The sequence below is a fragment of the Methylobacterium sp. J-026 genome, assembly GCF_022829585.1.
Lineage (GTDB): Bacteria > Pseudomonadota > Alphaproteobacteria > Rhizobiales > Beijerinckiaceae > Methylobacterium.
Genome location: NZ_JAKSYC010000073.1, coordinates 1 through 19,610 on the forward strand (window position 1 = coordinate 1; position 19,610 = coordinate 19,610).

21 protein-coding genes and 1 riboswitch are annotated in these 19,610 nt (G+C 73.1%); of the genes, 18 read left to right on the plus strand and 3 right to left on the minus strand.

Going from position 1 to position 19,610, the window contains the following annotated elements; translation table 11 throughout:
- A riboswitch (cobalamin riboswitch) is annotated at positions 1–156 on the plus strand. This riboswitch is flagged as partial in the annotation.
- Between the two features lie 34 nt (positions 157–190).
- Genes MKK69_RS07680 through cobJ form a run of 9 tightly spaced genes read left to right on the plus strand, consistent with a single transcriptional unit; the run spans position 191 to position 9,512 of the window.
- Positions 191–373, plus strand: coding sequence for a CbtB domain-containing protein (locus MKK69_RS07680; protein ID WP_243967187.1), 183 nt, complete (start codon positions 191–193; stop codon positions 371–373).
- A 16-nt stretch (positions 374–389) separates the two neighbouring features.
- Entirely contained in the window at positions 390–1,127 is a 738-nt protein-coding gene (locus MKK69_RS07685) for a CbtA family protein (RefSeq protein ID WP_243967188.1), read from the plus strand.
- Positions 1,120–1,521: a DUF1636 family protein gene (locus tag MKK69_RS07690; protein WP_243967189.1), complete on the plus strand. Its 402-nt coding sequence runs from the start codon at positions 1,120–1,122 to the stop codon at positions 1,519–1,521. The genes MKK69_RS07685 and MKK69_RS07690 overlap by 8 nt, the downstream gene beginning before the upstream one ends.
- The gene (gene cobW / locus MKK69_RS07695; protein WP_243967190.1) at positions 1,518–2,552 is read left to right on the plus strand and encodes a cobalamin biosynthesis protein CobW; all 1,035 of its coding nucleotides are present in this window, start codon (positions 1,518–1,520) and stop codon (positions 2,550–2,552) included. Before MKK69_RS07690 ends, cobW begins: the two co-directional genes overlap by 4 nt.
- 46 nt (positions 2,553–2,598) lie before the next feature.
- Positions 2,599–5,931: a cobaltochelatase subunit CobN gene (cobN, locus tag MKK69_RS07700; RefSeq protein WP_243967191.1), complete on the plus strand. Its 3,333-nt coding sequence runs from the start codon at positions 2,599–2,601 to the stop codon at positions 5,929–5,931.
- Positions 5,928–7,286 carry a precorrin-3B synthase gene (locus MKK69_RS07705; protein ID WP_243967192.1) on the plus strand — a complete coding sequence of 453 codons (1,359 nt, stop codon included), beginning with the start codon at positions 5,928–5,930 and terminating at the stop codon, positions 7,284–7,286. Before cobN ends, MKK69_RS07705 begins: the two co-directional genes overlap by 4 nt.
- A complete protein-coding gene (locus MKK69_RS07710) occupies positions 7,283–7,975 on the plus strand; it encodes a precorrin-8X methylmutase (protein WP_279598253.1) in 693 nt (230 codons plus the stop codon). Before MKK69_RS07705 ends, MKK69_RS07710 begins: the two co-directional genes overlap by 4 nt.
- Positions 7,975–8,754 (plus strand): precorrin-2 C(20)-methyltransferase, encoded by a 780-nt coding sequence (locus MKK69_RS07715; protein ID WP_243967193.1) that lies wholly within the window; start codon positions 7,975–7,977, stop codon positions 8,752–8,754. Before MKK69_RS07710 ends, MKK69_RS07715 begins: the two co-directional genes overlap by 1 nt.
- Complete coding sequence (cobJ, locus tag MKK69_RS07720; protein WP_243967194.1) at positions 8,751–9,512, plus strand: precorrin-3B C(17)-methyltransferase; 762 nt, start codon at positions 8,751–8,753, stop codon at positions 9,510–9,512. Before MKK69_RS07715 ends, cobJ begins: the two co-directional genes overlap by 4 nt.
- Here the strand turns inward: cobJ and MKK69_RS07725 are convergent.
- The gene (locus tag MKK69_RS07725; protein ID WP_243967195.1) at positions 9,479–10,276 is read right to left on the minus strand and encodes a cobalt-precorrin-6A reductase; all 798 of its coding nucleotides are present in this window, start codon (positions 10,274–10,276) and stop codon (positions 9,479–9,481) included. The two genes, cobJ and MKK69_RS07725, sit on opposite strands and share 34 nt — an antisense overlap.
- On the opposite strand from MKK69_RS07725, the gene cbiE reads away from it, so the two are divergent.
- Genes cbiE through MKK69_RS07745 form a run of 4 tightly spaced genes read left to right on the plus strand, consistent with a single transcriptional unit; the run spans position 10,275 to position 14,000 of the window.
- Complete coding sequence (cbiE, locus tag MKK69_RS07730) at positions 10,275–11,507, plus strand: precorrin-6y C5,15-methyltransferase (decarboxylating) subunit CbiE (protein ID WP_243967196.1); 1,233 nt, start codon at positions 10,275–10,277, stop codon at positions 11,505–11,507. The two genes, MKK69_RS07725 and cbiE, sit on opposite strands and share 2 nt — an antisense overlap.
- Positions 11,504–11,908, plus strand: a complete 405-nt coding sequence (locus tag MKK69_RS07735) for a cobalamin biosynthesis protein (protein ID WP_243967197.1) — start codon at positions 11,504–11,506, stop codon at positions 11,906–11,908. The genes cbiE and MKK69_RS07735 overlap by 4 nt, the downstream gene beginning before the upstream one ends.
- Complete coding sequence (gene cobM / locus MKK69_RS07740; protein ID WP_243967198.1) at positions 11,905–12,681, plus strand: precorrin-4 C(11)-methyltransferase; 777 nt, start codon at positions 11,905–11,907, stop codon at positions 12,679–12,681. The genes MKK69_RS07735 and cobM overlap by 4 nt, the downstream gene beginning before the upstream one ends.
- The gene (locus tag MKK69_RS07745; RefSeq protein WP_243967199.1) at positions 12,678–14,000 is read left to right on the plus strand and encodes a cobyrinate a,c-diamide synthase; all 1,323 of its coding nucleotides are present in this window, start codon (positions 12,678–12,680) and stop codon (positions 13,998–14,000) included. Before cobM ends, MKK69_RS07745 begins: the two co-directional genes overlap by 4 nt.
- A gap of 44 nt (positions 14,001–14,044) precedes the next feature.
- Here the strand turns inward: MKK69_RS07745 and MKK69_RS07750 are convergent, their stop codons facing one another.
- Positions 14,045–14,452: a helix-turn-helix domain-containing protein gene (locus MKK69_RS07750; RefSeq protein WP_243967215.1), complete on the minus strand. Its 408-nt coding sequence runs from the start codon at positions 14,450–14,452 to the stop codon at positions 14,045–14,047.
- Positions 14,453–14,833: 381 nt separating this feature from the next.
- Between MKK69_RS07750 and MKK69_RS07755 the strand changes: the two genes are divergently transcribed.
- Positions 14,834–15,181, plus strand: a complete 348-nt coding sequence (locus tag MKK69_RS07755; RefSeq protein ID WP_243967200.1) for an antibiotic biosynthesis monooxygenase family protein — start codon at positions 14,834–14,836, stop codon at positions 15,179–15,181.
- 450 nt (positions 15,182–15,631) lie between these two features.
- Positions 15,632–17,137: a sugar transferase gene (locus MKK69_RS07760; RefSeq protein WP_243967201.1), complete on the plus strand. Its 1,506-nt coding sequence runs from the start codon at positions 15,632–15,634 to the stop codon at positions 17,135–17,137.
- Positions 17,138–17,170: 33 nt separating this feature from the next.
- Here MKK69_RS07760 and MKK69_RS07765 read toward each other — a convergent pair whose 3' ends face one another.
- Positions 17,171–17,656 carry a Fur family transcriptional regulator gene (locus MKK69_RS07765; RefSeq protein ID WP_243967202.1) on the minus strand — a complete coding sequence of 162 codons (486 nt, stop codon included), beginning with the start codon at positions 17,654–17,656 and terminating at the stop codon, positions 17,171–17,173.
- 123 nt (positions 17,657–17,779) lie between these two features.
- On the opposite strand from MKK69_RS07765, the gene MKK69_RS30945 reads away from it, so the two are divergent.
- Genes MKK69_RS30945 through MKK69_RS07775 form a run of 3 tightly spaced genes read left to right on the plus strand, consistent with a single transcriptional unit; the run spans position 17,780 to position 19,598 of the window.
- Complete coding sequence (locus tag MKK69_RS30945) at positions 17,780–17,914, plus strand: hypothetical protein (RefSeq protein ID WP_279598254.1); 135 nt, start codon at positions 17,780–17,782, stop codon at positions 17,912–17,914.
- Positions 17,911–18,726, plus strand: coding sequence for a metal ABC transporter ATP-binding protein (locus MKK69_RS07770; RefSeq protein WP_243967203.1), 816 nt, complete (start codon positions 17,911–17,913; stop codon positions 18,724–18,726). Before MKK69_RS30945 ends, MKK69_RS07770 begins: the two co-directional genes overlap by 4 nt.
- Positions 18,727–18,773: 47 nt before the next feature.
- Complete coding sequence (locus MKK69_RS07775) at positions 18,774–19,598, plus strand: metal ABC transporter permease (protein WP_243967216.1); 825 nt, start codon at positions 18,774–18,776, stop codon at positions 19,596–19,598.
- Positions 19,599–19,610: the final 12 nt, after the last annotated feature.

Here is a 19,610-nt window from a genome sequence, read left to right on the forward strand (position 1 = left end):
AAGGGAATGCGGTGAGGGGCGCGAGCCTCGAATCCGCGGCTGCCCCCGCAACTGTGAGCGGTGAGCGTCTGCCAGAGGGCCACCGGAGCGATCCGGGAAGGCGGTAGGCGCGTCGACCCGCGAGCCAGGAGACCTGCCGTCACGACAGGATCCCGCAATGCCGCCGGTGGGGCGGCTGGAGACACGCTCGATGACCACCTCGACCCTCGCCCCCGTCGCCGTCGGTGCCCGCTCGTCGGAGCGCCCGGTCGCCGTCGCGCTCGCGGCCATCCTGGGCCTCGGCCTGCTGTTCATGGTCGGCTTCTCGCCGGCGATCGCGTTCCACAACGCGGCGCACGACTTCCGGCATACCCAGAACTTCCCCTGCCACTGACGCCATCGTCACAGGGATGATCATCCGGCTTCTGTCGGCGGCTCTGGCCGCCGGCTTCCTCGCGGCCGTCGTCGTGACGGGCCTCGAACTCACGCTCACGTCGCCGCTGATCGTGGCGGCCGAGCGCTATGAGCATGCCGAGCCGAGCCACCAGGCCGCGCGTGCCCTGCCGATCGTGCTGGCCCATGCCGGCCACGACCACGCGGCGCCCGATGCCGCACCCGACTGGGAGCCCGCTCCCGGCCTGCCCCGGATGGCGTTCACCGCGCTGGCGACGCTGGTCGGCGGCGTCGGCTACGCCCTTCTGCTCGGCGCCGTCATGCTGGCCTGCGGGCGCGAACCGACGCCGCAGGTTGCCCTCGCCTTCGCGGTGGCGGGCTTCGCGAGCGTCGCCCTGGCGCCAGGCCTCGGGCTGCCCCCCGAACTGCCCGGCAGCGAGGCCGCGCCACTGGCCATCCGGCAGGCCTGGTGGCTGATGACCGCGGCGGCGACCGGGATGGGCCTGTACCTGATAGCGATTCGCCGCACGCTAATCGCGATCCTGGGCGGGCTCGTCCTGATCATCGCCCCGCACGTGGCCGGGGCGCCCCAGGCACCTGAGGGCGCGTCCGAACTTCCGGCGGCACTGGCGGCGCAGTTCGCCGCCCGCTCGCTGGCGATCAGCTTCGTGTTCTGGATGCTGATCGGCCTCGGGCTCGGCCGGGCCTGGCAGGTCTTCGGCCGCGAGACGGCGCGCGGGGTCGCCCGTGCCTGAGACCGTCCTGTACGTCTGCACCACCTGCCGCCGCGAGGGCGACGATCCTGACGGTCCCCGGGCCGGAGCCCGGCTTCTCGACGCCCTGCGGGACCGGGCCGGCGACGCGCCCGACCCGCGGATCGAGCCGGCGGAGTGCCTGTCCGTGTGCAAGCGGCCCTGCACGGTGGCGGTCGCCTCGGCCGACCGCTGGACCTACGTGTATGGCGACCTGGATCCGGCCGCCTCCGCCGAGATTATCTTGGACGGTCTGTCCGCCTACGCGAAGACCCCCGACGGCATCGTGCCGTGGCGGCAGCGTCCCGCGGCGTTCCGCACCGGGGTGATCGCGCGCATCCCCCCTTTCCCCGATCCGAGCCCGCCTCAGGCCGGCACCCTGGAGGCCGCGGAATGACCCTCGTCGCCAAGATCCCCTGCACCATCGTCACGGGCTTCCTCGGCGCGGGCAAGACGACGCTCGTGCGCCACGTGGTCGAGAACGCCAAGGGGCGTCGCCTCGCGATCCTGGTCAACGAGTTCGGGGATGTCGGCTTCGACAAGTCGTTCCTGGCCGCCTGCGGGGTCGAGGGCTGCACCGAAGATTCCATCGTCGAACTGCCGAACGGATGCATCTGCTGCACCGTGGCAGACGATTTCGTTCCGGCGCTCGAAACGCTGCTCGGCCGCGCCGAGCCCCCGGAGCATATCCTGATCGAGACCTCCGGCCTCGCCCTGCCCAAGCCCCTGGTCCAGGCCTTCCAGTGGCCGGCGATCCGCTCGCGGGTGACGGTGGACGGCGTCGTCGCGGTGGTGGACGGGCCGGCGGTCGCATCGGGCGCCTTCGCGGAGGATCCGGAGGCGCTGGCCGCCCAGCGAGCCGCCGACCAGTCGGTCGATCACGACAATCCCCTGGAAGAGGTGTTCGAGGACCAGCTCCTCTGCGCCGACCTCGTGGTGCTCAACAAGGCCGACCTGATCGACGCTGCGACCCGCGCCCGGGTCCGGGCGGAGGTGGAGGGCCATCTGCCCCGCGCCGTGAAGGTGGTCGAGACCGAGAACGGCGTCATCGACCCCCGCGTGCTGCTGGGCCTCGGCGCGGCGGCCGAGGACGATCTGGACGCCCGCCCCTCCCATCACGGCGACGGCGAGGATCACGACCACGACGACTTCGAGACCGTGGCGCTGCCGATCCGCCCGGCGGTGACGGCCGCCGACCTCGCTTCCCGGGTCGAGGCGGCGGCGGAGACCGCGGGCGTCCTGCGGATCAAGGGCTTTGCCGAGGTCGAGGGAAAGCCGATGCGCCTCGTGGTGCAGGGTGTCGGGCGTCGCGTCGTCCACCATTTCGACCGGCCCTGGCGGTCGGGCGAGGCCCGGGACGGCACGCTGGTGGTGATCGGCTTGAAGGGTTTCGACCGGGCCGCCGTGGCGGCGGCGCTCGCGGGATGAAATCCGTCGTGCGCGCCCGTCCGGACACGATCTAAGGGCCCGCGCGATGCATCTCGTGCGCATCGATGCCGTCTCCCTCGACGAGGGCGAGGCGGCGGTGGATCTCGGGCAGGAGCCCGGGGATCTCGTGGTGCTGTCGTTCACCGACAGCGACCTCGCGGGCATCGCGCAGGCGCACGCCGCCGAGCCCGGGCTCCCGAGCCTGCGCCTCGCCAAGCTCGCCAAGCTCAGGCATCCGCTCTCGGTCGATCTCTACGTCGAGCGGGTGGTGGCGCGCGCCAAGCTCGTCGTGATCCGCTGCCTCGGCGGGCTGGATTACTGGCGCTACGGAATCGAGCGTTGCGCCGCGGCGGCCCGGACGCATGGCGTGACGCTCGCGGTCCTGCCGGGGGACGACCGGCCCGATCCGCGGCTCGCCGGCTTCTCCACCGATCCCGACCTCGCCGCGCAGCTCGACGGTTATTTCCGCGCGGGCGGTTCGGACAACCTGCGCCGGATGCTGCGGCTGCTCGCGGTCCGGACCGGTGCCGACATCCCGGTCGAGCCGCCGTTGCCGTTGCCGCGCGGCTTCCCCTGGTGCCCCGGTTGCGGCGTGCTGCCCCTCGACACGGCCGTGGCGGCTGCCCGGAGCGCGATCCCGCTCGCCGGATCGCGGAGCCGGTCCGAGCCGCTGGTCCTGCTCCTGGTCTATCGATCCGCCGTGCTCGGCGGCGACACCGCCCCCTTCGTGGACCTCGCCGCCGCCCTGCGCGCCCGGGGGATCGGGGTGCTGCCCATGGCGGTCTCGAGCCTCAAGGAGCCCGAAGCCGCCCGCGCGGTGGCCCTGGCCGTGGGGGCGCGCAAGCCCGATCTCGTGATCGCCGCCACGGCGTTCTCGGCCCGCGAGGACGGGATCGACTTCGTCCTCGACGGCGCCGCCTGCCCGGTGCTCCAGGCCTTCACGGTCGGGTCCCCGCGGACGGCCTGGGAAGCTTCGGCCCGGGGGCTCGGCGCGGCCGACCTCGCCATGCAGGTGGCCCTGCCGGAATTCGACGGCCGGCTTTCGGGTTTCCCGATCTCGTTCAAGGAAGAAGCCGCGGAACTGGCGGGTTTCGCCGAGCGCCGGGCCGTGTCCTACGGGCCCGGGATCGCCGCCCTCGCGGACCGGGCTGCGGGCTGGCTGCGGCTGGCCGCCCTGCCCCGATCCGACCGGCGGATCGCGCTTGTTCTGTCAGACTACCCGGCCCGGGGTGGACGGGCGGGCTTCGCGGTCGGTCTCGACACCCCCGAGAGCGCCCGCGCCATCGCCGCTGATCTCACCACCGCTGGCTATGCGGCGGGCACGTTGCCGCAGCCCGGCGCCCTGATGGCGGCCCTGACCGAGGGCCCGGCGGATTTCGACGTGCCGCTCGCCGCCTATTCCGTCTGGTTCGAGGGGCTTCCCGGGACGATCCGCGCCGCCGTCCTCGACGCCTGGGGCCAGCCCGAGGCCGACGCGGCCTGCATGGACGGCGTGTTCCGTTTCCGGATGGCCACCGCCGATGCCGGTCTCACGGTTTTCCTCCAGCCGGATCGCGGGCGGGATTCCGACCGGAAGGCGGGCTACCACGATCCGGAGCGCGTCCCGACGCACGCCTATCTGGCCTTCCATCTCGGGCTGCAGCAGCGCTTCGACGTCCTGGTGCAGCTCGGGACCCATGGGACGGCGGAGTGGCTGCCCGGCAAGGCCGTCGCCCTGTCGCCGCACTGCTTCCCGGCCCTCTGCGTCGGCGACCTCCCGGTGGTCTACCCGTTCATCGTCGACGATCCGGGGGAGGCCGCCCCGCTCAAGCGTCGCCTCGGCGGTATCGCCCTCGGCCATCTGACCCCCGCCGTCACCGGACCGGCGCCCTCTCCCGAGGCAGCGCGCCTGCGCGAATTGGTCGAGGAATACGCTGCCGCCAGCGTCCTCGATCTGCGCCGGGCCGGGCTGATCGCCAGCGCCATCCTGGACGATGCCGCCGCGGCCGGGCTCCTCGACGGCGCCGGCATCGGCCCGGACACGCCGATGGACGAGGCGCTGACCCGGCTCGACGCGCATCTCTGCGACCTCGGCGAAACCGTGTTTCGCGACGGGCTGCACATCTTCGGCCGCGCCGCCGACGATGCGCCGGCCGCGCTCGTGGCATCGGCGGCCGGCGAGCGCGTGGGACTGTTGGCAGCGCTTGACGGACACTTCGTCGCGCCAGGGCCGTCCGGCTCCCCGTCCCGGGGGCGCACGGACGTGCTGCCCACCGGGCGCAATCTCGCGACGCTCGACCCCCGGGCGATCCCGAGCCGGGCCGCGACGCTCCTCGGCACCCGGGCGGCGGCGGCGGTGGTGACGCGCTACCTGCAGGACGAGGGCGCCTATCCCGCCCGGATCGTGATGGATCTCTGGGCTTCGCCAACCCTGCGCACCGGCGGTGAGGACGTGGCGCACGCCCTCGCCCTGATGGGCGTCCGGCCGGTCTGGGACCATGCCAGCACCCGGGTGACCGGCTTCGAGGTGCTGCCGCTGGCGATGCTCGACCGTCCGCGCATCGACGTCACCGTGCGGGTCTCGGGGGCGTTCCGCGACACATTCCCGGAGACGCTGGCGTTGATCGACCGCGCCGCCCGGGCGGTGGCCGACCGGGACGAGGCCGACGACGAGAACCCCCTGGCGGCGGCCCGCCGCCGCGGCGAGACGGCGGCGCGGGTCTACGGCGCGGCCCCGGGCCGCTACGGCGCCGGAACCGCCGGCACCGCCCTCGACGGACCCTGGGAGACCCGCGCCGATCTCGGGCGCGCCTATCTCGCGGCCAGTGGCCATGCCTACGGCGACCGCGAGGGGCCCGATGCGGGCTTTGCGGTGCGGGTCGCGTCGGCCGACGCCTATTGGCACGCCTTCGATGCGGCCGAGCGCGACCTGTTCGACGGCGATGCGGCGGTGGACGCCATGGGTGGCTTCGCGGCCGCCGCCGCGCTTCAGGACGGTCGCCCGACACTCTACAGCCTCGACGTGTCCCATCCGGAGCGACCGAAGGCCCGCACGGCCCGGGAGGATGCCGCCCGCCTGATCGGCGGGCGCCTCGCCGATCCCCGCTGGATCGCCGCGCAACTCCGCCACGGCTACCGGGGCGCGCAGGAGTTGGCCCAGGGGCTCGACGCGGTCTTCGTGCTGGCGGCGGCGAGCGATGCCGTGACCGATGCCGGTTTCGACCGGCTCTACGCGGCCTGGATCGCCGATGCGGATGTGTTCGAGCGCCTGCGCGCCGCCAACCCGGCCGCGACCCGCGCGATCCTGGAACGCTTCGACGAGGCCCGCGACCGGGGCCTCTGGCACAGCCGGCGCAACGCCCTGCCGGCCGATGCGCTCCTGCCGGCGGCGGCCGAATGAGCGCGCGTCCGCATCGCCGCGCCCTGCCGGAGGCGGCCGCCCGCCGGGGCTGGTGCCCGAGCCTCGCCCGCCCGATGCCCACCGGGGACGGGCTGCTGGCGCGGGTCCACCCGCCGCTGGGGGTCCTGACCCTGGCGCAGGCAAGTGCGGTGGCGCAGGGCGCACGGCTTTTCGGGAACGGCCATCTCGACCTCACCGCCCGGGCCAACATCCAGATCCGCGGCGTCACCGAGGCGACCGGCGCCGCGTTGTCGGACCGGCTCGCGGCGACCGGGCTCGGCGATGTCCGCACCGACGGCGGCCCGCAGCGCCTGACCCTCACCTCCCCTCTGGCGGGCCACGATCCGGACGCGTGGATCGACGGTCCGGCGGTGGCCCGCGCCATCGAGGCGGCGGGCCGCGCCATCCCCGGCCTGCCGGCCAAGACCCTCGTGGCCATCGCGGATCACCCGGGCGTGGCGATGCCGGAGGCGGATTGCTGTCTCACCGCCCGGGGGCTGGGTGCCATCGCCATCACGCTGAGTGCCGGTGTCGGACAACGGGACCTCGGTCTCTGCACCGAGGGCGAGGCGCCCGGACGTGTCGGGGCGCTGCTCTCCGCCTTCGTGCGGACGGGCCGGCGGCGGATGCGCGATCTGACGGAGGACGAGCTGACGGCGGTGGTCGAGGCGATGCCCGCGTCGGGGGCGGCGGGGATCGACATCTCCGTGCGGCAGGGAGGCGACGGCGTTTCCTCGACCCCGGCGCCGTTCGCGCCGGCCGCCGGCCTTCATGCGAGGCCCGACCTCCAGATCCTCGCGATCGAAGCGCCGTTTGGCCGCTGCACCGCCGATGCCCTCGACCGCGTCGTGGCCGCCGCCGAGACGCTCGGCGTGGACACGATCCGCCTCTCGCCGACGCGCGGCATGGTCCTGCTGGCGGCACCCGGCGCTCCTGCGGCGGCGGTGCTGGCGGATCTCGCCGCGGCATTCGTCGTCGCGACCGACGATCCCCGGCGCCATGTCGATGCCTGCACGGGCGCCCCGGGCTGCGCCTCCGGCTCGACCCCGACGCTGGCGGATGCCGCGCGGGTGGCCGAGCTGTTCCGGCCGCTGGCGGCCCGCGGCCATGTCGCGCACGTGTCCGGTTGCGCCAAGGGCTGCGCCAGGCCCGGCTCCGCCGACCTGACGTTGATCGCCCGTGCGGGTCTCTACGGTGCCGTGCTTGGCGGCGCGCCCAGCGACGAGCCACGGATACACCTCCCTATCGAGGCCGTTCTGGACCGGTTAGGAAGGGCCAAGACCGTCGGGCTATCCGCCGCCTTCGCGCCGGATATCGCCCAAACGGGGTACGGGGGGGACGGAAGACCGGTATGAGCGCGAGCCAGAACGCCCAGCGCCAGACAGGATCGGAGCCGGCGACGGCTCAAGAACCCGCGTCCCGCTACGACTACATCCGCGACGGCGCCGCGATCTACGCCCGCTCCTTCGCGATGATCCGCGCCGAGGCCGAGCTCGCCCGCTGGACCGGCGCCGCGGAGCGCGTGGTTGTGCGCATGATCCACGCCTGCGGCATGACCGACCTCCCGGCGGATGTGGAGATGGCGCCAGGCTTCGCCGAGGCCGGCGTCGCGGCCCTCCGGGCCGGCGCGCCGATCCTGTGCGATGTCCGCATGGTCGCCGACGGCGTCACCCGGGCGCGCCTGCCCGCCGCCAACCGGGTGCTCTGCACCCTCGGCGATCCCCGGGTGCCGGACCTCGCCCGGGACCTCGGCACCACCCGGTCGGCCGCCGCCATGGAGCTGTGGCGCGAGCACCTCCCGGGCAGCGTCGTGGCGGTGGGCAACGCGCCGACCGCCCTGTTCCGGCTGTTGGAACTGCTCGATGCCGGCGTGGCGCCCCCGGCTGCGGTGATCGGCATCCCGGTGGGCTTCGTCGGCGCGGCGGAATCGAAGGCGGCGCTGGCCCTGGACGGCCGGGTGCCGTTCGTGGTCGTCCACGGCCGGCGCGGCGGCAGTGCCATGACGGCGGCGGCCGTCAACGCCCTCGCCAGCGAGATCGAGTGATGGACGGGTTCGAACGGCTCGACGCCCCCGCCGAGGCGCTCCCCACCGCCGCGGTCACCGGCACGCTGTACGGCGTCGGGATGGGCCCGGGCGATCCCGAGCTGCTGACCGTCAAGGCCCAGCGCGTCCTGATGCGGGCGCCGGTGCTCGTCCATTTCTGCAAGCGCGGCAAGCGCGGCAATGCCCGCACCATCGCGGACGCGATCCTGCGCGACCCGGCCCGCGAGCTGGCGCTGGCCTATCCCTACACCACCGAGATCCACCCCGAGCACCCGGACTACGTGGCGGCGCTCGCCGACTTCTACGACGATGCCGCCGGCCGGCTCGCCGACCATCTCGGCGCCGGGCGCGACGTGGCGATCCTCTCGGAGGGCGATCCGTTCTTCTACGGCTCGTTCATGCACCTGTGGCGGCGGCTGAAGGACCGCTTCCCCGTCGAGGTGGTTCCGGGCGTCACCGGCATGTCGGGCTGCTGGACCCGGGCGGGCACGCCGATCACCTGGGGCGATGACGTGCTGACCGTCCTGCCCGCGACCCTGCCGCTCGCCGCGCTCACCGAGCGGCTGCGCGGGACCGACGCCGCCGTGGTGATGAAGCTCGGGCGCCACCTGCCGAAGGTGCGCGCGGCGCTAGAGGCGGCCGGCCTGCTGGGCCGGGCGGTCTATGTCGAGCGCGGCACGATGGCGGGCGAGCGCGTCGTCATGCTCGCCGACAAGCCCGACGATGCGGCGCCGTACTTCTCCATGGTGCTGCTGCCGGGCGAGGGGCGTCGGCCTTGACCGGCAGCCTCGTGGTGGTCGGCCTCGGCCCCGGGGATGCGGGCCTGCTGACCGAATCCGCCCGTCGCGCCCTCGACGCCGCGGAGGACCTCGTCGGCTATTTCCCCTACGTCGCCCGGGTTCCCGAGCGCCCGGGCCTGGTCCGGCATGCCAGCGACAACCGGGTCGAGGTCGACCGCGCCCGCCATGCCCTGGAGCTTGCCGCCTCCGGCCGCCGGGTCGCGGTGGTCTCGGGGGGCGATCCCGGCGTGTTCGCCATGGCCTCGGCCGTGTTCGAGGCGGTCGAGCATGGCGAGGCGGCCTGGCGCGACCTGGCGATCACGGTCGAGCCCGGGATCACCGCGATGCTGGCCGCCGCCGCCCGGCTCGGGGCGCCCCTCGGCGGCGATTTCTGTGCGCTGTCCCTCTCCGACAACCTGAAGCCCTGGCCGGTGGTGACCGCCCGGCTCGAGGCGGTCCTGCGCGCTGATTTCGTCGTCGCGCTCTACAACCCGATCTCGGCCGCCCGACCCTGGCAGCTCGGCGCGGCCCTCGACCTCGCCGCCGGGATCCGGGCGCCGGAGACCCCGGTGATGTTCGCCCGGGCGATCAGCCGGCCGGACGAGGCGATCCAGGTGTCGAGCCTCGCCGCGGCGCGCGACGTTCCGGCCGACATGGCGACGGTGGTGATCCTCGGTGCCTCGACCACGCGGCTGATCCCGCGATCCGCCGGCCTGCCGTTCGTCTACACATCCCGCAAGGTCACGGGGGCGGCATGATCGCCCGCATCGAGCCAGCGGAGCGCGCCGGCGGCATCGGGAACGCTCGGCACGCCGGGCTTCTCCGGCCGGCGCACCATGATCACAGGGATCGCCAGGCTGCGCGCCGCCGCGATCTTGCCGTAGGTCGCAGCCCCGCCGGAATTCTTGCTGACCAGGATCTCGATGCCGGCTTCACGCATCAGAGCGGCCTCGGCCGCCGCGTCGAACGGGCCGCGCGCCTCGATGGTCATGAGGTGGGGCACCGGCAGCGCGTCGCCGAGCGGCTCGACCGTGCGCGCCAAGTAAGCGTGCTGCGGCGCCGCCGCGAAGGCGCCGGCCTCCTGCCGGCCGATCGTCAGGAACACGCGCCGGGGATCGGGGCCGAGGGCGGCGACCGCCGCGTCCATGCCGTCGACCTCGGTCCAGAGATCGCCCGGAACGGCTGTCCAGGCCGGACGGCGGATCGCCAGCAGCGGCACGCCCGCCAGGTCCGCCGCCCGGGCGGCATTGCCCGAAATGGTCGCCGCGAAGGGGTGCGTCGCGTCGATCAGGCGATCGATACGCTCGGCGCGCAGATAAGCGGCGAGCCCCGTTACACCGCCGAACCCGCCGATCCGGGTCGGCACCGGCTCGGCCTTCGGCGCCGCGGTGCGGCCGGCCAGGGACAGCATCACGGCGCGATCGGCCCGGCCAGCCAGCGCCCGCCCCAGGGCGCTGGCCTCGCCGGTCCCGCCGAGGATCAGGATTCGCATCGCGCCGCTGGTCATGGACGCCTTGTCCATGAGCGCTGACCCCCTGTCGAGCCGGCCCGGGGCCGGGCGCTGGCTGTCGATCGTCGGCATCGGCGAGGACGGGCGGGCGGGTCTGGCGCCCCCTGCCGCCGCGGCCTTGGAGGGCGCCCGCATGGTCTATGGGGGCCGACGCCATCTCGCGCTCGCAGGCTCCCTCGACGCCGAGATGCGGAGCTGGCCCAGCCCGATCCAGGACGCCTACCCGAAGATCCTCGCGCGCCGGGGTGAGCCGACCTGCATCCTCGCCACCGGCGACCCGTTCCATTACGGCATCGGCGCCGAGATCGCCCGGCTGGTGCCGCCGGCTGAGATCTGCGCCTTCCCCCAGGTCTCGGCGTTCAGCCTCGCCTGTGCGCGGCTGGGCTGGCCGCTGGCCGAGTGCGGCCTCGTCACCCTCCACGGCCGGGCGCTCGCCCGGATCGTCCCGCATATCCAGCCGGGGGCGCGCCTCCTCGTCCTGTCGTGGGACGGCGCGACCCCGGCGGCCTTGGCGGGCCTGCTCACCGAGCGCGGCTTCGGCGCGTCTCTGGTGACGGTGCTGGAGGCGATGGGCGGCCCGCGCGAGACCATCCGCGCCGCGCGCGCGGACGCCTTCGAGCTCGCCTTGATCGACCCGCTCAACACCGTGGCGATCGCCGTCGCGGGTGCCGGCAGCGCCCTCCCCCTCGCGCCCGGCCTCGACGATGCCCTGTTCGAGAATGACGGGCAGCTCACCAAGGCCGAGATCCGGGCGCTGACCCTCGCGGCGCTCCGCCCCCATCCGGGCCAGCACCTGTGGGATATCGGGGCCGGCGCCGGCTCGGTCGCCATCGAGTGGATGCTGCGCCATCCGACCGTGCGCGCCACCGCCATCGAGGCGCGGCCGGACCGGGCCGCGCGCATCCGGCGCAACGCCGAAACACTCGGCGCGCCGGACCTGACGGTCGTGACCGGCGCGGCGCCGTCGGCCCTCGCCGGCCTGCCCGCGCCGGACGCGGTGTTCGTCGGCGGCGGCGTCTCGGAGCCCGGACTCCTGGCGGCGGGTCTGGCGGCGCTCCAGCCGGGGGGGCGCTGCGTCGCCAATGCGGTGACGCTCCAGGGCGAGGCGGCCCTGCTCGCCGCCTTCGCGGCGCATGGCGGCAGCCTGCGGCGCTTCGGCGTGGAGCGGGCGAGCCCCGTGGGCGGCCTGCATGGCTGGCGGCCCGCCATGCCGGTGACCCAATGGGCCTGGACCAAACCATGACCGGCCCCCTCATCGCCGGGATCGGATTCCGCCGCGGGACCGGCGCCGACGAGATCGCGGCGCTGATCGCCCGCGCCCTCGGGCAGGTCGGTGCGGCCCGCGGCGACCTGACGGCGGTCGCCACGGCCGCCGACCGGGCCGTGGAGCCGGCGATCCGGCAGGCGGCGGCGCGGTTCGGCCTGTCGCCCTGCCCGGTCGCGCCGGAGGCGCTTTCGGCCCGCGACGGCGACCTCGTCACACGCTCGGCGCGGATCGAGCGCCTGCGCGGGGTCGGCTCCCTTGCCGAGGCCGCCGCCCTGGCGGCGGCCGGACCGGAGAGCCGCCTTGCCCTTCCCCGGATCGCGAGCAACGGCGCCACCTGCGCGCTGGCGCTGCGTCCCAGCGCAGCGACGGCACCATGACGGTTCATTTCATCGGTGCCGGTCCCGGCGCGGCCGACCTCATCACGGTGCGGGGGCGCGACCGGATCGCGGCCTGCCCGGTCTGCCTCTATGCCGGCTCCCTCGTGGCCCCCGAGATCCTCGGCTGGTGCCCGCCGGGCGCCCGGATCGTCGACACCGCGCCCCTCGACCTCGACGCCATCGTGCGGGAAATCGAGGCGGCCCATGCCGCCGGTCAGGATGTGGCGCGTCTGCATTCGGGGGATCTGTCGATCTGGAGCGCGCTGGCCGAGCAGATGCGCCGGCTCGACGGGCTCGGTATCCCCTACACGGTGACGCCCGGCGTCCCGGCGTTCGCCGCGTCGGCGGCCCTGCTGCGGCGGGAGCTCACCGTGCCGGGGGTGGCGCAATCGGTCGTCCTGACCCGCACCTCCGGGCGGGCGAGCGCCATGCCGGAGCGCGAGACGCTGGCGGCCTTCGCGGCGACCGGCGCGACCCTGGCGATCCACCTCTCGATCCACGTGGTCGCGCGGGTCGCGGCCGAGCTGATCCCGTTCTACGGGCCCTCCTGCCCGGCCGCGGCCGTGTTCCGCGCCTCCTGGCCGGACGAGCGGGCGCTGACGGGCGATCTGGCCACCCTGCCGGCCCTGGTGGCGGAGGCCGGCCTCGAACGCACGGCGCTGATCCTCGTCGGCCCAGCGCTCGGGGCCGAGACCTTCCGGGACAGCGCCCTCTACGCCCCCGACTACGACCGGCGCTACCGGCCGGGCGGCACCGTCGGGAGCCCGGCATGACCAGCGCCCCCGGCCTCCTCGTCGCGGCCCCGCGCTCGAGCTCGGGCAAGACCACCGTGGCCCTCGCCCTCATGCGGGCCCTGACCCGCCGGGGCCTGCGGGTGCGCGCGGCCAAATGCGGACCGGACTACATCGATCCGGCATTCCATCAGGCGGCCACGGGCCGGCCGAGCTTCAACCTCGACAGCTTCGCCATGGCGCCGCCGCTGCTCGACGCCCTGGCCCGCGCCACGACGGCCGATGCCGATCTCGTGATCGCCGAGGGATCCATGGGCCTGTTCGACGGGGTCCGGGCCGCGGAGAGCCGGACCGGCGCCAATTCCGACATCGCGTCCCGCTACGGCTGGCCGGTGGTGCTGGTGGTGGACGTTTCCGGGGCGGCTCAGTCGGCCGCCGCCGTGGCCCTGGGCTGCCGCCTGTACGATCCGCGGGTGACGATCGCCGGGGTGATCCTGAACAAGGTCGCGAGCGCGCGCCATCGCCGCCTCGTGGAGGCCGGGATGGACCGGGCGGGGCTTCCGGTGCTGGGGGCGCTGATGCGCGACGCGCAGCTCGTCCTCCCCGAGCGCCATCTCGGCCTCATCCAGGCTGGCGAGACCGCCGACCTGGAGGCGCGGCTCGACCGGCTCGCGGAGCTCGCGGAGGCGGGGATCGACCTCGACGCCGTGATCGCCGCGGCGGGCGGGACCGTGCCGGCCTCGGACGAACCGCTGCCCCCGCCGCCCGGCCAGCGCATCGCGGTGGCCCGGGACGCGGCGTTCAGCTTCCTCTATCCGCATCTCGAAGCCGGATGGCGCGGGGCCGGGGCCGAACTCGTGCCGTTCTCGCCCCTGGCGGACGAGCCGCCGCCGGAGGCTTGCGACGTCTGCTGGCTGCCGGGGGGCTATCCCGAGCTGCATGCCAGCCGCCTCGCCGGCGCCGGCCACTTCCTGGACGGCCTGCGCGCCTTCGCCCGCACCCGCCCGGTCCACGGCGAGTGCGGCGGCTACATGGTTCTCGGACAGACGCTGGAGGATGCGGACGGCGTCACGCACGCCATGGCGGGTTTGTTGCCGGTGGCCACGTCGTATCGCCGCCGCAAGCTCCATCTCGGCTATCGGGTGGCGCGCCTGTGCGGGGACGGCCTGCTCGGGCGGCGCGGCGCTCGGCTGATCGGCCACGAATTCCACTATGCCAGCGAGCTCTCGCCGGCCGCTCCGGAGCCGGACGCCCTGGCCCAGGTCACGGACGCGGAGGGCACCGATCTGGGCTTTGCCGGACACCGGATCGGCACCGTGACCGGAAGCTTCTTCCACCTCGTCGCCGGCGATCCGGCCTGAAGCCCGGTGGCGATCCTGAGCGCGATCCGGATCCCGCGCGGATCTCAGGCGGGGTCGGCCGGAGGGGATCGGTCGTGGGCCTGGGCGAGCCGCGCGGCGCTGCGAACGAGCGCCAGCACGTCACGGCGCATCTGCTCGTCGTCGATCTGCGCGTAGGCGCGCAGCAGATCGATCGCGCCGTTGCCGCTGAGGAAGCCGAAGACGTCTTCCTGGGTGCTCGCGCGCGACTCGCTCTCCTCGAAGAAGGCCGAGACGGGCACTTCGAGCAGCCGCGCGATCTCGCGGAGCCGCCCGGCGCCGACCCGGTTCTGGCCCTTCTCGTATTTCTGCACCTGCTGGAAGGTGACGCCGACCGCATTGCCGAGTGCGGTCTGGCTCATGCCGCGGGCTTTGCGCAGGGCGGTGATCCGGATGCCGACGAGGCGATCCACGTCCGTGGTCTGCTTCGGCATCGTCTGACCGGGCGCATCCTTGTCAGCGGGACTCAGTGCGTCCTGCTGCGCACGCGGTGTCTTCGCCTCGCCGTCGCGCCGCTTCACCGTCCGCCCCTACGTCCAAGACCGTAAAATTCGTCCGCGCCGCGTGAAGCTCGCAGACGGCAAAACGCCGGCCTGCGACACTTGAGGACGGCGTCGCAGTAGGACACCAAGTTGTCAAGCTCCGCAAGTCGATGATTACATCTTCTAGTTTAAGCACACACAACTTTGCAACATTGTTGCTCAAATGTCGAGCGCTCAACTCTATAGGGATTATGGGGTGCGCCCTGTGGCCGCGCGGGGGGTCGCATCGCGGGTGGGAACGCGAGTAGACTCGAGGCCTCACAGGAGAACGCCATGTTCGTCGCGATGAATCGCTTCAAGGTTGTCAAGGACGCCACCGCTGACTTCGAGGCCGTCTGGCTCGGTCGCGACAGCCATCTCGGAGAGATGGACGGCTTCGTCGAGTTCCATCTGCTGCGCGGGCCCGAGCACGAGGACCACGTCCTCTACGCGTCGCACACCATCTGGCAGTCGCGCGCCGCCTTCGAGGCCTGGACCCGCTCCGAGCAATTCCGGAAGGCCCATGGCCGCGTTCCCTCGACCAAGCCGCTCTACCTGGGCCACCCGGAATTCGAGGGTTTCGAGGCGATCCAGACCGTCGGGGGATCGAGCGACGCCGCCGCACACGCCGACGCCGTCTGACCGGCCGAGCCCGGCGCCCGTTCTGTCGCGATCGGCACGAATGGACGCCGGGCCGCCGCGAGCATGCCTGACGTCGAGGACCGGGTTCCGGTCCCGATCGCGCGACGGTCGAAAGCAGTTCGCACCGTGTTGCGGAGCAAAACCGGACGTCTCCGACCTATCGCTTTTGGTTGAGTCTGTGTTCGAAGTAACTCCTTTGGATTGAGACTTCACTGCTGCGCAAAGTACGTACTGACACTGATTGTGCCGAAAACGGTCGAAAAATCGGCCGTTAATCAATTGTTCATTGCCGCGACCGTCACCGCGTATTAGAGCGGGACATCCCGGCAGAAACGGGTTCGTGATTCTCCGGGCCCGCCGCTTGCTCCGTCAACGGTACAGGCCGGCACTGAAACATCGTCTGTTTCAGACTGGTACATAGTCCGATCAAGACGGGACGTGGCGCGTCACATGTTTCACGAACGGCTGCCGGAAACATACCAGCTCCTGCCGAGTTCGGCCGAGCGCAGACGCAGCGTCTGGTCGGCCCTGCTGCCCCACCGCGGTCGGGCGGCGGCACGGGTCGCCCTGTCGTCGGCACTGGCGGCCACCGATTTCGCGGCGATCCTGGCGGTCACGCTGTGCATGGAGTTCGCCTATCAGATCGCCTACCAGGACGGTGCGATCGGGCTGGGCAGCCTGCGCGGCATGCGGCTGGCGGCGCTCCTCAGCCTCGTCATCGTCGCCACGAACGCCCTGCGGACGGAATACAGCCTCGACACCGTGATCGCGCAGAAGCCGAACCTCCAGCGGGCGACCTCCCTGTGGCTGGTGGCGTGGGCAGCCGTGCTCGTCGTCGGCTTCATGACCAAGACCACCAACGATTACTCGCGCCTCGTCTCCCTCGGGGCCTTTCTCGTCGGCCTGCCGGTGCTGGTGGCGACCCGCGCCGGGATGGTCCGCCTCGTGCGGCAGCGCCTCACCGCCGGCTCGGCCTCGGTCAGCCGCGTCCACCTCGTCGGATACGAGGAGGATATCGCGCGGTTCTATACCAGCAACGCGGTCGATCATCTCGGCCTGCGGATCGTCGGCACGAGCTACCTGCGCCGCGTCGATCCGAGCGCCGACACCGCCGCCCGCCACGACCAGCTCCAGGAGGATCTCGACCTCGCCGTCTCGGTGGTGCGATTCCTCCGGCCGGACGACGTGTTCGTGTTGGTGCCGTGGACTGATACCGCCGAGGTCGAGCGCTGCATCGACGCCTTCCTGCGCGTGCCCTCGGCGCTGCACCTGCGGCCCGGCACGATGCTCGACCGCTTCCCCGACCTGCAGGTCGCCCGGGTCGGCGGCGTCTCGGGGATCAATATCGGCCGCCGTCCGCTCAACCTGGGCGAGGTCGTGCTCAAGCGCGCCCTGGACCTGACGGTGGCGACGATCGCCCTGGTGTCGCTGTCGCCGCTGCTCGCCGCCATCGCGGTGGCGATCAAGCTCGACAGCCCCGGTCCGGTCTTCTTCCGCCAGCGGCGCTACGGGTTCAATCAGCAGCCGTTCGGGGTGTTCAAGTTCCGGTCGATGCGGGCGGAGCCGAACGCGGTCTTCCGGCAGGCGACCCGCAACGACAGCCGGATCACCCGGATCGGGGCGATCCTCCGGCGGACGAACCTCGACGAGTTGCCCCAGATCCTCAACGTCCTGCGCGGGGAGATGTCGTTGGTCGGCCCTCGTCCGCACGCCCTCGCCCATGACCGGAGCTTCGAGCGGCGGATCGCCCTCTACGCCCGCCGCCACAACGTGCGGCCCGGAATCACGGGCTGGGCCCAGGTCAACGGCTTCCGGGGCGAGACCCTGACCGACCTCGATATGGAGCGGCGCGTCGCCTGCGACCTGCACTACATCGACAATTGGTCGGTCTGGTTCGACATCCAGATCATGATCCAGACGCTGATCTCGCGGCGCGCCTATCGCAACGCCTGCTGACGCTTCGCGGGACGGGGCCCGCCTCCGCAGGCGTCAGGGCGCCTGATCGCGGTCGCGGCAGGCGCCGCAATCGCCCTCGACCTCCAGGATGCTGTGGCTCGGCGTGAAGCCGGCCCGCTTCAAGGTGCGTCCGAGGCCGCCCTCGACCTCCTCCGACGACGCCTCGTCGACCACGCCGCAACTGCGGCAGATCAGGAAGATCACCCCCGCCCCGGGGGCATGATCGTGCGCGCAGGGTATGAACGCGTTGCGGCTGGCAATCCGGTGGACGAGCCCCTGCTCCATCAGGAAATCGAGGGCGCGGTAGACCGAGACCGGCGCCACCCGCTTGCCCGGTGCGCTGAGCCGCTCGGCGATGTCATAGGCCCCCTGGACCTTCCCGACCGCGACCACCGCTTCCAGAACCTCGCGGCGCAGCGGCGTGAACTGCAGCCCGCGCTCGCGGCAGACGGCCTCGGCCCGCGCGAGCATGTCCCGGGTACCGCTCCGGCAGGCATCGTGCCCCTCGTGACGGTGCATGATCGCTCCAACGACAGATCCGCAGGTTGTCCCGCGGGTTTGTTACAGTGTATCACCGCCGCCCCGGACCGCACCAGTCATCCCGCACGGTCTCCGCGCCGGCGCCAGCGCGACGAGGACACCTTGCCCACCACGCCCAACCCGAGACCGGCGGCCCGGCCTTCCCTGTTCCAGAGCGGGATCGGCCCGCGCCTCGCCCTCGCCGGCGCGCTCTCCACCCTGGTCTGGCTGGCGATCGCCTGGGCGCTGGCGACATGAGCGCCGGTCTCCGGAGGCCGGATCCGATACGCCTCGTCGGCCTGACGCTCGGCTACGACCGGCATCCGGCCATCCACCATCTTGACGGGACCGTGCGCGCCGGCGACCTCCTGGCCCTGGTCGGGCCGAACGGGGCCGGCAAGTCGACATTGCTAAAGGGCATGGTCGGCGAGATCCGCTGCCTCGACGGGCGCATCGAGCGCGCGGGCCCCATCGCCTACATGCCGCAGGCCGACGAGATCGACCGGAGCTTCCCGCTGAGCGTCATGGACCTCGCCGGCATGGGCCTCTGGCGCCGGGACGGCGCGTGGCGGAGCCTGGGCCGGCGGCGGCGCCTGATCGAGGCCGCGCTCGCGGCGGTGGGCCTCGACGGATTCGAGGCCCGGCCGATCGGCACCCTGTCGGGGGGGCAGTTCCGCCGTGCCCTGTTCGCCCGGCTGATCCTGCAGGATTGCCCGGTCCTACTCCTGGACGAGCCCTTCACCGGGATCGATGCCCGCACCGTCGACGATCTGCTGGCGCTGCTCCGGACCTGGCACGCGGAGGGCCGCACCGTCGTCGCCGCCCTGCACGATCTCGGTCAGGTCCGTGATCACTTCCCGACGACGCTGCTCCTCGCCCGGGAGCCCGTCGCCTGGGGTCCGACGGGACGGGTGCTGACGCCCGAGAACCTCGCCCGCGCCCGCAACCTCTCCGAGGCCTGGGACGATTCCGCGCCGATCTGCGCCGGGCCGCACGCCTCCGGGGCGCCGGCCCACGACCATGGCGGGCACGGGGTCGACGCGCATCATCACCACGAGGATGCCGCGTGATCGAGCCCTTCGGATCCCTGGTCGCGCCGTTCGTGGAGTTCGGGTTCATGCGCCGGGCGCTGGCGGGCTGCCTCGCGTTGTCCGTCTCGGCGCCGCCGGTGGGGGTGTTCCTGACGCTGCGCCGGATGAGCCTGATGAGCGATGCCATGAGCCACGCCATCCTGCCCGGCGCCGCGGCCGGATTCCTGGTCGCCGGCCTGTCGCTGCCGGCGATGACGCTGGGCGGCCTCGTCGCCGGCTTGGCGGTGGCGCTCCTGGCGGGGGCGGTCACCCGCACCACCGTGGTGCGGGAGGACGCCAACCTCGCAGCCTTCTACCTGATCTCCCTGGCCGGGGGCGTGCTGCTGGTCTCGCTGCGCGGCTCGCAGATCGACCTGATGCACTTCCTGTTCGGCTCGGTGCTGGCGCTGGACGACGCCGCCCTGTGGCTGCTCGGCGGCATCAGCACGCTGACCCTCGTGGCGCTCGCCGTGATCTACCGGCCGCTGGTGATGGAATGCGTCGACCCGCTGTTCCTGCGCACGGTCAGCCGCAGCGGCGGCCCGGTCCACCTCGCCTTCCTGGCCCTGGTCGTCGTCAACCTCGTGGGCGGGTTCCAGGCGCTCGGGACCCTGCTGGCGGTGGGGCTGATGCTGCTCCCGGCGGTGGCGGCGCGGTTCTGGGCCCGGGATCTCGGCGGGCTGATCCCGGTCTCGATCGTGATCGCCGCCCTTTCCAGCGTCTCCGGGCTCAGCCTGTCCTACCGGTTCGACCTGCCGAGCGGCCCGGCGATCGTGCTGGCGGCCGGGGCGCTCTACCTCGCCTCGATGCTGGCCGGACCGCGCGACGGCCTGCTCCGCCGCCTCGTCCGGTCGCGTCACCTCGCAGCGTGATTGCCGCATCGT

Bases quoted from the DNA above. Each gene is read 5' to 3' on its own strand.
- MKK69_RS07680 (WP_243967187.1), top strand. From the start codon at position 191: ATGACCACCTCGACCCTCGCCCCCGTCGCCGTCGGTGCCCGCTCGTCG.
- MKK69_RS07685 (WP_243967188.1), top strand. From the start codon at position 390: ATGATCATCCGGCTTCTGTCGGCGGCTCTGGCCGCCGGCTTCCTCGCG.
- cobW (WP_243967190.1), top strand. From the start codon at position 1,518: ATGACCCTCGTCGCCAAGATCCCCTGCACCATCGTCACGGGCTTCCTC.
- cobN (WP_243967191.1), top strand. From the start codon at position 2,599: ATGCATCTCGTGCGCATCGATGCCGTCTCCCTCGACGAGGGCGAGGCG.
- MKK69_RS07705 (WP_243967192.1), top strand. From the start codon at position 5,928: ATGAGCGCGCGTCCGCATCGCCGCGCCCTGCCGGAGGCGGCCGCCCGC.
- MKK69_RS07710 (WP_279598253.1), top strand. From the start codon at position 7,283: ATGAGCGCGAGCCAGAACGCCCAGCGCCAGACAGGATCGGAGCCGGCG.
- MKK69_RS07715 (WP_243967193.1), top strand. From the start codon at position 7,975: ATGGACGGGTTCGAACGGCTCGACGCCCCCGCCGAGGCGCTCCCCACC.
- cbiE (WP_243967196.1), top strand. From the start codon at position 10,275: ATGAGCGCTGACCCCCTGTCGAGCCGGCCCGGGGCCGGGCGCTGGCTG.
- MKK69_RS07725 (WP_243967195.1), bottom strand. From the start codon at position 10,276: ATGGACAAGGCGTCCATGACCAGCGGCGCGATGCGAATCCTGATCCTC.
- MKK69_RS07735 (WP_243967197.1), top strand. From the start codon at position 11,504: ATGACCGGCCCCCTCATCGCCGGGATCGGATTCCGCCGCGGGACCGGC.
- cobM (WP_243967198.1), top strand. From the start codon at position 11,905: ATGACGGTTCATTTCATCGGTGCCGGTCCCGGCGCGGCCGACCTCATC.
- MKK69_RS07745 (WP_243967199.1), top strand. From the start codon at position 12,678: ATGACCAGCGCCCCCGGCCTCCTCGTCGCGGCCCCGCGCTCGAGCTCG.
- MKK69_RS07750 (WP_243967215.1), bottom strand. From the start codon at position 14,452: ATGCCGAAGCAGACCACGGACGTGGATCGCCTCGTCGGCATCCGGATC.
- MKK69_RS07755 (WP_243967200.1), top strand. From the start codon at position 14,834: ATGTTCGTCGCGATGAATCGCTTCAAGGTTGTCAAGGACGCCACCGCT.
- MKK69_RS07760 (WP_243967201.1), top strand. From the start codon at position 15,632: ATGTTTCACGAACGGCTGCCGGAAACATACCAGCTCCTGCCGAGTTCG.
- MKK69_RS07765 (WP_243967202.1), bottom strand. From the start codon at position 17,656: ATGCACCGTCACGAGGGGCACGATGCCTGCCGGAGCGGTACCCGGGAC.
- MKK69_RS07770 (WP_243967203.1), top strand. From the start codon at position 17,911: ATGAGCGCCGGTCTCCGGAGGCCGGATCCGATACGCCTCGTCGGCCTG.
- MKK69_RS07775 (WP_243967216.1), top strand. From the start codon at position 18,774: ATGCGCCGGGCGCTGGCGGGCTGCCTCGCGTTGTCCGTCTCGGCGCCG.